Genomic DNA, 12,248 nt, shown 5'->3' on the forward strand with positions numbered 1-12,248 from the left:
AATCAAATAGGAAAAGACTGCGTAAACAATTGGGTCTGCTTGTCTGTATGATTGAAATAGGTGTTGGAAATGGACTGCGATGCCTTGTACAACAAATCTGAAAGCTCCTCTAAAAGCGTATCTAAATCTTCACGTTTAAAATCTGTTTCTGATTTGGTCATTGCCAACTTTGTAGACTCTGCCAACCTCAACTTAGAAAATGCCTCGAAAATATACTTTTGATAATTATTTAATTGATGGTCATGTTTAGAATGTGGTAAACGTGCAATATCTTTTTGAATGCGATTGATCATAAAAGTTAACGATCGCGCATAATCTAAATCTAACACTACCAAATCTAACACATGTGCCAACTCTATATGAGAGCGATAACTGTATCTATAAATATTTAAGCTTTCATGACTGGTCAATAAATACTCAAGCAAATCATACTCAACCTGCTCATCATATTTTATAGTCAATAAGGCTCTGCATTTGGTAATATTTAAAGTGCTTTGCTCTAATTGTAAGCCTATGAAGTATAACAACAAACCTTGTTGTACCATAATGCTTTCTTCAATCAATCCCATAAATGCAATTAAACGTGTAATCAATTGATTTAGGACTTTGAGAATTTTATTTATGGAGTGATCATCACCATCTACCAAGGAGTTCCAAATTTTTTGGATATTCTCAAATACACGCCACATATCCGAGGACCATAAATTACGGATGGAATAATAGGAGTTCCCGAACATACTAATGGTATGTGCCAAACTACCTATTCTGTTTTTATCAAGAATTACCGACAACATTTCTTCATACGGATTATCCATTGCCAGCTTACCGTTCTTATCCTTTTCTACAAAACCTGGGTATGTGCCCGTTAACTGAGTAACTGCCTTAAACAGTACTTTAAGCTTCTCAGAATCTGGCTTTTCATCTCTATTCTGCACTATTGCCATTTGGCGCATTACCGTACGCAAAAATCGTGCATTGACCAATGTACGACCTACATAACGACCTGCCCAATATAAATTCTCTGCTGTTAAGCTTGGTAGATCATCAAGACCAGAAATAGCTATCGATGATTTCTTTTGCCAATGCCTATTTTTATCTTCTTTTATTTCTGCATCATCTAAAATCCAAAAATCTTTACTGGTACCTCCTCTTTGGTTTGAAACTCTTACAGTTTCGCCATCGGGTGCTACTCGTACCAAACCGCCAGGCATAACAGAATACTCACCTTTTGATGCGATACAAAATGATCTAGCGACCACATTTCTAGGTTCTAGTTTATCTTTGGAAAGATTAGGTGCGGTTGAAAAATTAATTCGCTCTTGCGCAACAAAACGATAAGGGCGCTCTATAATAACTTTTTTAAGCTCTTCTAATTCTTTAGCGCTCATTTGCTCACAAAAGTATATACTCTCTCTATTGGTGCGATCTATTCTCTTTATTACCAATTCAGATATATGCTCTAGTACATAGTTTCTTTCTTTCTCTTGTCCACACCACCAAGACGCAATCTGAGGTAATTTTAATTCTTCCTTCAAAAAATACTTTGCAATTGCAGGCATGAATGGAATCAATCCTGGATTTTCAATTACCCCGCTTCCAATAGGATTGATGACAGCTACATTTTTTCTTCGTACTACATCTAGTAATCCGGCAACGCCCAAATGGGAATCTTCACGCAGTTCTAAGGGATCTGTAAACGCATCGTCTACTCTACGTAAAACGACATCTATCTGCTTTAAACCTTGCAATGATTTCATCCACAGAAAACCATCTCTCACTACTAAGTCATTACCCTGAACTAACGGGTAGCCTAAGAACGAAGCCATATAGGCATGCTCAAAATACGTTTCGTTATGTGAACCGGGTGTAAGAATTACAATTGTAGGATTTTCTTTTTTACCAGGCGCCGCATCAATAAGCATTTGATTGAATTCTTGAAAGAAGCCAGACAATCGCTTTACCTTCATTTCGGCGTACATATCTGAAAGAATTCTACTAGTAGTAGATCTATTCTCCAATGCATACCCCATACCTGAAGGTGCTTCTGTACGATCATTTACTACCCACAATCGCCCATCTGTACCACGGCAAAGATCTGCTGCATAAATGGATAGATACTGTTCTATTTTAAGTTCCATACCAGAACATTGCCTTAGAAAACCACGGTGACCATAAATAACCTCATAGGGCACAATGCCATTTTTTATCAGCTTTCGTTCGCCATAGACATCTTTAAGAACCAAATTGAGCAATTCTGCCCTTTGCTTTAAGCCTGCCTCTACTTTTGTCCACTCATCTTGGTGCAACATAAAAGGAACCACGTTCAGGTTCCAAGGTCTATGTAAACCTTTTGGGTCATTATAAACATTATAGGTGACACCGTTCTCTGATAACAACCAGTCAATATCTTTTTGACGGGCGGTCAATCCTGTTATTCCTAAAGTGTCAAATTCGGTTAATAATTTATTCCAATAGGGCTTCATTCCATTGTTCAATGAATACATTTCATCATTGCCCTTTTGGGTATCATAATTATTAAACCAGCGCGTTTTTGTTGTTGGCATTACCTCTTCAATTACTTCTTACGTAAATCTGTTACATGCGGATACTCTGGGTTAATCGGCATCTCTTTGTATACAAATGTATTTGAACCTGACTTAGGTTCTACCATTCTACCCGTAAAATTTGTTGAAGCGACCAATTCTGTAGGTGTTACCGCATCTTGTGTTACCCCAATATCCCAAAATCTGTTGATTCTGCGCGATTCTGCTTCTAAACTGTTTACAGGGTATGTATCATAAGAACGCCCACCTGGGTGCGCTACAAAATATGTACAACCACCAATAGACTTCTTGTTCCAATCATCAACAATATCGAAAACTAGCGGAGTGTCTACACCGATAGTTGGGTGTAATGCCGACCATGGTTCCCATGCTTTGAAACGAACACCAGCAACATACTCTCCTTTTGTACCGGTTGAGCTGAGCTCTATTTTTACCCCATTACAGGTCAATATATATCGCTTACTATTAAAATTATTCACTTTTACCTGTACACGTTCTAATGAAGAATCTACATAACGCGATGTACCACCACCGGTCATTTCTTCCCCAAGCACATTCCAAGGTTCTATCGCCATACGCAATTCCATCTGAATTGAATTTATTTCTACCATACCGTATAATGGAAAACGGAATTCAAAAAATGGATCAAACCAATCTAGCTTAAACGGATAACCCGCGTCATTCAATTGCGTTACGATATCTTTTATATCTTCTTTTACATAATGCTCTAGCAAGAACTTATCATGCAACTCTGTACCCCAACGTACCAAATCATGCTTATACGGTTTTTTCCAAAACCAAGATACTAAAGTACGTACCAGTAACATTTGCATTAAGCTCATTTGTGCATGTGGTGGCATATCAAAAGCACGTAGTTCTAATATACCTAAGCGACCAGAAGAAGAATCTGGCGAGTATAATTTATCTATACAGAATTCTGCCCTGTGGGTGTTTCCCGTAATATCTGTTAATAGGTGACGGAATAATCGGTCGGTAATCCAAAACGGCACTTCTTTATCGTCTGGTATTTGAGAAAAGGCGATTTCAAGTTCGTACAAATTCTCTAATCTTGCCTCATCTACTCGTGGCGCTTGACTTGTAGGCCCTATAAATGCACCTGAAAATAGGTAAGATAAGCCTGGGTGATGCTGCCAGAATGTTAATAGGCTACGTAATAATTGAGGGTTTCGTAATAGCGGACTATCAGCTGGCGTTACGCCGCCCAAGGTTACATGGTTACCACCACCTGTACCGGTGTGTTTGCCATCTAACATAAATTTTTCTGTTCCTAAACGGGCTTGTTTGGCTTCGGCATAAAGTGTCAACGTATTATCTGTTAATTCTTGCCAGTTTTTTGCCGGATGCACATTTACCTCGATCACCCCTGGATCAGGTGTCACCTTTAACACCTCTAACCTATTATCTCTTGGCGGTTCGTAACCCTCCAAAATAACAGGCACTTTTAATTCTTTCGCAGTAGCTTCAATACATGCTACCAAATCTAAAAAGTCTTCTGCACTGTCTAACGGCGGTAAGTATAAAAATAATTTTTTCTCACGAACCTCCGCGCAAATTGCTGTACGTACATAAGGGTGCTTTCTTGGGTGCGAAGTAGATTTTAACTTCATTCGCTTTTGTAAAGCATCGCCAGTTGTTGGTAAATCTGGAGTATTTTCAAACAGCTCTACCTCTGCCGTTGGCTCTGACGGAATTGGTGGGTCTTTTGGTAATGCGGCTAAAGGCAAACGCAAGCCAATTGCCGAATTACCTGGAGTAAGCAACAAATTCTTATTTCTGAACTCCCATTTATTGGTAATCCATTTATCCTCTTTTTTAATTAACGGGTATACATGACCTACCGTTTTGCCTAAACCTTGTTCTAAAATCTCCCCTAATTTTCTACGAAGGTGGCTATCGTCTTTATTATATTTTTTCGGGTTTACATCTACAGGTAGTTTTCCCTCTTCCCACAAGAAATAAAAAGCATCTTCATAAGCAGGAATTATACTATTGGTTTTACAACCCAAATAGCCACCCAAAGTCTTTAAAAATCGTTTGGTAATATTCCTAGGCATTTTATATTCCTCAGAAAATGATGCCAATAAGCTTGGGTCTTTCCAAATTGGTTTTCCGTCTTTTCTCCAATGTATGCCAATTAACCATCTAGGTAGCGCTTCACCCGGGTACCATTTACCTTGCGCGTGATGCAACAATCCGCCTTTACCAAAAACCTCTAATAATCTAATAGATAATTTACTTGCCAATTCTCTTTTATGTTCACCATCTGCAGCAGTATTCCACTCTTCAGACTCCATATCATCTATAGAAACGAACGTAGGCTCACCACCCATGGTTAAACGAACATCATTTGCCTGTAGTTCTTCTTCTACCTTAAAGCCAAGATTGTAAATAGCGTTCCATTGCTCATCGGTATATGGTTTTGTCACCCTCGGAGATTCGAATATTCTAGTAACCGAATTATCGAATTCAAAGGTGGTTTCTGCAAAATCTGTGAATCCGCTTACGGGGGCTGCACTTTCATAAGAAGGTGTACAAGCCAACGGTATATGACCTTCACCAGTAAAAAGACCAGATGTGGGATCTAAACCTACCCATCCTGCTCCTGGTAAATATACTTCTGCCCATGCATGTAAATCTGTAAAATCTTCTTCAGGACCAGACGGACCGTCCAATGATTTTTCATCTGATTTCAATTGCACTAAATATCCTGACACAAAACGTGCCGCCAAACCTAAATGACGAAGTACTTGTACCAATAGCCAAGCAAAATCTCTACAAGAACCCAATTTAGCCTCTAGCGTTTCTTCACATGTTTGCACACCAGGCTCCATACGTAAGGTATAGTTCAGGTAAGTATACAAGTTGCTATTAAGATTTATTAAGAAATCGATACTTCTAAGCGGAGTTAAATCTATTTTAGAGAGATACTCTTTTAATAACGGACCACTTTCCACTTTTTCTAAATAAGGTAAAAGCTCCTTTTTAGCTTCTTCAGAATACTTAAAAGGAAACTCTTCACAAGCTTCTTCTACGAAAAAATCGAACGGATTAATGGTCTTTAAATCTGCAATGATTTCTACATCAACAGAAAGTTCAGTGGTCTTATCTGGGAACACGATACGAGCCATGTAATTACCAAATGGATCTTGCTGCCAATTAAAGAAATGATTCTCTGGTTTTATTTTTATTGAATACGCCTCTATAGGTGTTCTACTATGTGGCGCAGGGCGTAACCTGAATATGTGAGGAGATAGATTTATACTTCTATCATAGATATATTTCGTCTTGTGTTTAATTGCAACTTTTAATGCCATAATGTGGTGGGATTTCAGTACTACCTAATATAAGCACTAATATCAGCAATTACAGAACACAATGTCTTAATCGCCAAATTTTTATACATATTAGAGTTGCAGCGATTTTTATTGATAGATTCTTAATGTGATGATAGAATTGTTGTTTTTTCTTTGGATGGGATAATGGAGCAAGGGCGATGATTTAAGAGAAGTACATTAAAAAACTTTTAATTTTTGTACTTTGATATCTTCAACCAAACCTTAAAAAAATGGAAAAGGCACTGCAAACCATGATTGATAATATGCCCGAGAAAACGGGCAAATCTTTAAACGAATGGAAAGTTGTTTTAAAAACGAAATCGTTTACCAAACATTCTGAAGGTGTCAATTTTCTAAAAAAGGAGCATGGAGTTACACACGGTTTTGCTAATACCATAGTCACCTTGTCCAAAGAGGAGAACAATTCACCAGCTGATTTGGTTCACCAACAATTTAAAGGCAAGGAAAACCTAATCCCAATTTACGAAGCACTTTTAAACGTTGTAAAAAGTTTAGGTGGTGATGTTACGATCACACCTAAAAAAACCACCGTAAGTATTATTCGCAAAAAACAATTTGCACTAATAAAACCTGCAACCAAAACAAGAATAGACCTCGGACTCAAAATCAAAGATAAGCCTACCGCTAACCGACTAGAATCATCTGGACCATTTGGTTCAATGTGTACACATAGAGTTCAAATTACTGGAGCTAACCAAGTGAATGATGAATTAATTGCTTGGTTGAAGGAGGCTTATGAAAAAGCGGAGTAAGTTTGTTTAGTTCTTGACAAAAAATACAATGAAAAGCATATCCATATTAATTTCGATTCTATTTCTAAGTCTCATATCTACTAGTACTCTTTTTAGTCAAGATTCACTTTTCAAAGGAATATCACCTGCTGAATTTGAAATCATTTTACTTGGAGAGCAAACCCATGGAGATGGTGCCGTTTTTGACAAAAAGCTAGAAATGATAAAAGACCTGCATGAAAACCATGGGTATAATCTATTAGTTTTTGAGAGCGGTATGTATGATAATTTTAAAGCAAACGAACTTTACAAAAATCAAAAAGAGGAGATCGACATTTTCAAGCAAAGTGTTGGTTGGCTGTATACCACCACAGAAGTTTTTCAACAACTTTTAAATTATCTAGAAACACACCCTGAATTAAAAATACTCGGATTCGATTCTCAAGAATCAACGCTCTTTGAAGAGTACTTTCTTAATGACTTTAAATCTCTTTGCTCAAAAAATAACATTGTAATTTCTAATGAAGACTATATAGAAATTGAAAAGACAATGATTGTTAGAGATTTTGAAAATTATGCTTTTAACAAAAAAGACTCTACCAACCTTTACAACAATATTAATGCTGTCATTAAAAAAATTGACCAAATTCCTAAAAATGATATTGAAACAGCAGTGTTAGTTCAAACATTTAAGAGTGTATTTTCTGACTTGGATTTCGGATTAAAAAGTTTACAAAAAGAAAAAATAGCTATTCAAAACCCTAGGGATAAACAAATGGCTGAAAACCTAATTTTCATTAAGGACATTTACCCTAATGAAAAAATAATTGGGTGGGGCGCTAGTTATCATTTTGCCAATAAATTGAATGAATTTGAGTATACCATAGAAACTGAAAATTACATTAAAAAACAAATTACAATCACAGACAGTATTCACGGTGATAGCCACACCAACACTGAAGAAGAAATTGCGCAAATAAAAGAAATGAAATATGCTGTGCCTATGGGTCAAATTCTTAAAGAAAAATATGGCTCAAAGTTGTTTAGTTTAGCTTTCACCTCTTATGAAGGTTTCTATTTTGATTTTTCAGTAGAACAGATTTCTCCAATTTTACAACCGCCAGCTAATAGTATTGAATCCGATTTTAAAAATCAGAACATTAAAACAGCGCTATATGTTTTAAATAATATTCCGCATCAATTTTATTCTTCTACTCTAGGCTACATTCCGCTATCTGCCAATTGGGAAAATATTTTTGATGGTATTTTTTACATTGAAAAAATGTATCCTCCAAAGTATGTAATATATGATAATAAAAAGACTAAGACAGTTACATTTAAAGGGAGCAGCATAACGGGCTCTATTATTGACTACGATACTTCTGAACCCATAAATTATGCCGATGTATATTATTCTGATTTGAATTCAAGTACAGTTTCAAACGCAAAAGGACAGTTTAACATCCCGAATAAAAAAAGTACAAATAGCTATTTAGTATTTTCTTCAATTGGGTATGAAAGCGATTCTCTTTCTACCAATTCACTTTCAAAACAAATTAACATCCGTCTTAAAAAATCTAAAGATGATATTGTTTTAAATGAGGTCGTTGTTTCCGCTGCAAGGATAGAATTAAGCGCTGAAGAAATCATTAAAAAAGCTCGAGAAAATATTGAAATGAATTACGTGCAAACTCCATACAACCAAAGTTTCTTATTTAAAATAAGTCAAATCAACAGCTCAGATTCGTTAGCCATTGGTGAAGAAGCCGTTATTGATACCTATAATAAAAAAGGAATTAATGGTAGCAACAAACCTGAGAGTAACATATTCGCAAACATTAAACATTTAAGAACTAATACAGATGCTTATGAGAAAAGTAAATGGCAGAATGGAATAGGCTCATTATGGGCAGTTTTAAATAGAGATATCATTTTAAGCAAAACCAATGTTTTGTACAGAAACGGTTCTTATGACCTGAAAAAGCAGAAATTATTAAACTATGAAGGACAAAAAGTGCATAAAATAGATTTCATTAACACCTCTCCTGGCTCTTATTCTACTGGGTATGGTTATCCAGCGCCAATAGCATCATCTGGCAGTATTTATATTAGTACAAAAAACTATGCTGTTTTAAAATATGAGCATACTATTGAACGTGCAGAATACCAAACTAAAAAATCTAAAAAATGGATAAAACAAGAGCACAACATTGTACAGACTTATAAAAACGTACATGGAAAATACTTTTTTAATCTATTAGAAGTCTCAACGAACACCGATATATTTTCAAGGGGACATCAATATTTACAGAGCACCTATACCATTAACAAACTTGTATCTAATGATATAGAGACTTCATCTGTAAAATTTTTAAACAGACCACTTATAGAATTAAAACAAGGGTATAAAAAGCAACTAAATGACCCATATTGGGAGGACAAGCCAATGGATTTTATGATTGAAATACCGTCAAGAAATTTTTAATATTAACTACTAAAAAATATCCTTTCATACTCAAGACTACTACCTTTGTTTAATGAGTATTGAACAGACGGCAATTAAGACCACGTATTTCAGCATCATAGGTAACATATGCCTTGCTTTGATTAAAGGTCTTGCCGGTTTTTTCGGCAATTCTTATGCCCTAATTGCCGATGCTATTGAATCTACCACAGATATTTTTTCTTCTATTCTGGTGCTCTTAGGTTTTAAATATGCCGAAAGACCTGCAGATGAAAATCACCCATACGGACACGGAAAAATAGAACCTATTATTACTTTTCTTGTCGTTGCCTTTTTAGTCGTTTCTGCTACTGTTATCGCTTATGAGAGTATAGAAAATATTCAAACTCCACATAAAGTTCCTAAACCATGGACACTAATCGTTCTAGGGTTAATTATTGTATGGAAAGAAATCTCGTACCGTATAGTTATCAAAAAAAGTGAAGAGACCCAAAGCACCTCTTTAAAAGCGGATGCTTGGCACCATAGAAGTGATGCTATTACGTCTATAATGGCATTTATTGGTATTTCTATTGCTGTAGTACTTGGCAAAGGTTATGAAACGGCAGATGATTGGACCGCCCTTATGGCATCAGGATTTATTCTTTATAACAGCTACTTAATTCTAAGACCTGCTTTAGGAGAAATAATGGATGAACAACGTTACGATGATCTCTTAGAAGAAATACGTATTAAATCATTAGAAGTACCAGGTATTACTGGTACGGAAAAATGTTTTATTCGTAAAGCGGGAATGAAGTTTCATGTGGACTTACATGCCATGGTAAATGGTGATATTTCTGTCACTGAAGGGCATGATATAGCTCATCTCTTAAAAGACTACCTGCACGAAAATATCCCTAATTTAGAGCATGTTTTAATTCATATTGAACCAGACAATCTTTAGCCTACAAATGCAGCAATGCTAAAGCATCTTCAGTTTTACCATCTGCTAACCACTGTTGCGCTAATTTGTGTATTTCTAAAACATCTTCAGCTCCATTTAAAATAGATTTTACCTCAGCGTGTTCTGTAATCTTGGCGATAGCTTCTTTAGTAGGCAATTCTTCCAAATTTCCTAATCTACCTAAATTATTGCCTGTTAGCACAACGCTATTTCGAACAGCTTCCGGTAGCATATCTACTCCTATTCCTTGGGTACGAATTGGTTTAGGTATCTCAAATAAAGCATCGCCATTTGCTCTACAATACCAATTACCACCCATACGTGCCACTAAATCTAACTTGGGAGTATCTAATTTCCCCTCTGCATCTAAAAATGCTTTTTTTACATGAATCTGAACTACTTTGGCTAGTACCAAATTACCAGCTCCTGGTCCATCACCCAATGCTATTACTTGATCTACCACACACTCAAAAGCTACAGGTGCCTCTCCTACTCTTGGTGGTTTTACTTTATCGCTTGGCACTTGAGTAAAGCCGGCTTTTACAAATTCGTTTACACCATCGCCATATTCGGTACTTGACAATGACATTTGCTCTACCATATCATAATTCACGATATTGATCACCGTTTCTTGTACCTCCAACACATTCTCTAACGTATGCTTCGTAGTATTGTCACGACCTCTTCTAGAAGGGGAGAAAATCATGATTGGAGGATTTACACTGAATAGGTTAAAATAGCTGAACGGACTCAAATTTACATTTCCATCCTTATCGATCGTACTGGCAAAACAAATAGGTCTTGGTGCTACGGCAGATAATAAATACCCGTGTAATTCTTGTTGAGAAATACTGTTTGGATCTATAGAATTGATTTCCTCGTTCTTTGACATGTGTTATTCTTCTATTTTGTAAAGTATTATTTTATTTACTTGGCAATATTGTTCCGGTTACTTGGCCAAAACCCACTCTCTTTCCGTCTTTTTCTGCAAAACCTCGCATAGTTACGGTATCATTATCTTCTATAAAAGTACGTTTGCTGCCATCTTTTAATTCAAACGGTTTTTTACCGCCCCAAGAAATTTCTAACAATGACCCATATGAACTTTCGTCTTTGCCAGATATGGTTCCTGATGCCATTACATCGCCTACATTCAAATTACATCCGTTTACGGTATGGTGCGCCAACTGCTGCATCATATTCCAATACATATATTTGAAGTTAGATCTACTAATGGTTGTTTCTTCAGAAGTTGATGAAGACATACACACTTCTAACTTAATATCGTAATTGTGCTCTCCTTCATATTTTAAATATGAAAGTACCTCTGGTTGCTGCTCGGGTCCCTGAACTTTAAATGGCTCTAAGGCTTCTAAAGTAACGATCCATGGCGACATGGATGATGCAAAGCTTTTCCCTAAAAACGGACCTAAAGGCACATACTCCCATTTCTGAATATCGCGGGCAGACCAATCATTGAACAACACCAAGCCAAAAATATGGTCAGCAGCATTTTTTGTAGAAACCCGTTCGCCTAGTTCTGTGCTTTTACCTACTACGAAACCCATTTCCAATTCAAAATCTAAATTACCTGAAGCTTTAAAAACCGGCACTTCCATATCATTGGTTTTCACTTGCCCCATTGGTCTGTGAATATCAGTACCGCTCACCACAATTGATGATGCACGACCATGATATCCTACCGGAATATGCCTCCAATTTGGCAACAAAGCGTTTTCTGGATCACGAAACATTTTACCCGCATTGGTAGCATGCTCTATACTTGAATAAAAATCTGTATAATCACCAACGTGCACAGGCAAATGCATTTTTGCATCTTTTTGACTAACAAAAACCTCTGAATGATTTTTTAATGGTGAGTTTTCAATGGACAATAATTGTTGCACATCTAAACGGACTTTATTAGTGATTTTCTTTCCTAGGGAAATAAATTCATTTAAAGTTTTTTGTTTTAAATATGATGCATCAACAGCGATTAAACCCAACTCTGAAATTGCCGCTAAATCAATTATCTGCTCCCCAATAGCGATTCCTGCTTTTGGGGCATCATCATTAACTGAGAATATTCCAAAAGGAAGATTATAAATTGAAAAATCTGAATTATGGGGTACAGTGACCCATGTTTTTAGTGTTGTCAAGTGTTTT

General features: G+C 36.3%; 7 protein-coding genes. 3 read left to right on the plus strand and 4 right to left on the minus strand.

Features of this window, described 5'->3' with window-relative positions:
* Positions 1–2: 2 nt before the first annotated feature.
* Both BUC31_RS00785 and BUC31_RS00790 read right to left on the minus strand, forming a co-directional pair.
* A complete protein-coding gene (locus BUC31_RS00785) occupies positions 3–2,564 on the minus strand; it encodes a circularly permuted type 2 ATP-grasp protein (RefSeq protein WP_073240472.1) in 2,562 nt (853 codons plus the stop codon).
* Positions 2,565–2,575: 11 nt separating this feature from the next.
* Positions 2,576–5,899 carry a transglutaminase family protein gene (locus BUC31_RS00790; protein WP_073240473.1) on the minus strand — a complete coding sequence of 1,108 codons (3,324 nt, stop codon included), beginning with the start codon at positions 5,897–5,899 and terminating at the stop codon, positions 2,576–2,578.
* Between the two features lie 251 nt (positions 5,900–6,150).
* On the opposite strand from BUC31_RS00790, the gene BUC31_RS00795 reads away from it, so the two are divergent.
* Genes BUC31_RS00795 through BUC31_RS00805 form a run of 3 tightly spaced genes read left to right on the plus strand, consistent with a single transcriptional unit; the run spans position 6,151 to position 10,082 of the window.
* The gene (locus BUC31_RS00795) at positions 6,151–6,693 is read left to right on the plus strand and encodes a DUF4287 domain-containing protein (RefSeq protein ID WP_073240474.1); all 543 of its coding nucleotides are present in this window, start codon (positions 6,151–6,153) and stop codon (positions 6,691–6,693) included.
* A gap of 28 nt (positions 6,694–6,721) precedes the next feature.
* Positions 6,722–9,157, plus strand: coding sequence for a carboxypeptidase-like regulatory domain-containing protein (locus BUC31_RS00800; RefSeq protein WP_073240475.1), 2,436 nt, complete (start codon positions 6,722–6,724; stop codon positions 9,155–9,157).
* Positions 9,158–9,209: 52 nt separating this feature from the next.
* A complete protein-coding gene (locus tag BUC31_RS00805; protein ID WP_073240476.1) occupies positions 9,210–10,082 on the plus strand; it encodes a cation diffusion facilitator family transporter in 873 nt (290 codons plus the stop codon).
* A gap of 1 nt (position 10,083) precedes the next feature.
* Here BUC31_RS00805 and BUC31_RS00810 read toward each other — a convergent pair whose 3' ends face one another.
* Together BUC31_RS00810 and fahA are read right to left on the minus strand one after the other, a co-directional pair.
* The gene (locus BUC31_RS00810; protein ID WP_073240477.1) at positions 10,084–10,974 is read right to left on the minus strand and encodes a flavin reductase family protein; all 891 of its coding nucleotides are present in this window, start codon (positions 10,972–10,974) and stop codon (positions 10,084–10,086) included.
* A gap of 31 nt (positions 10,975–11,005) precedes the next feature.
* Positions 11,006–12,241, minus strand: a complete 1,236-nt coding sequence (fahA, locus tag BUC31_RS00815) for a fumarylacetoacetase (RefSeq protein WP_073243675.1) — start codon at positions 12,239–12,241, stop codon at positions 11,006–11,008.
* Between the last annotated feature and the right edge of the window lie 7 nt (positions 12,242–12,248).

Origin of the sequence: Maribacter aquivivus (genome assembly GCF_900142175.1) — a bacterium.
GTDB lineage: Bacteria > Bacteroidota > Bacteroidia > Flavobacteriales > Flavobacteriaceae > Maribacter > Maribacter aquivivus.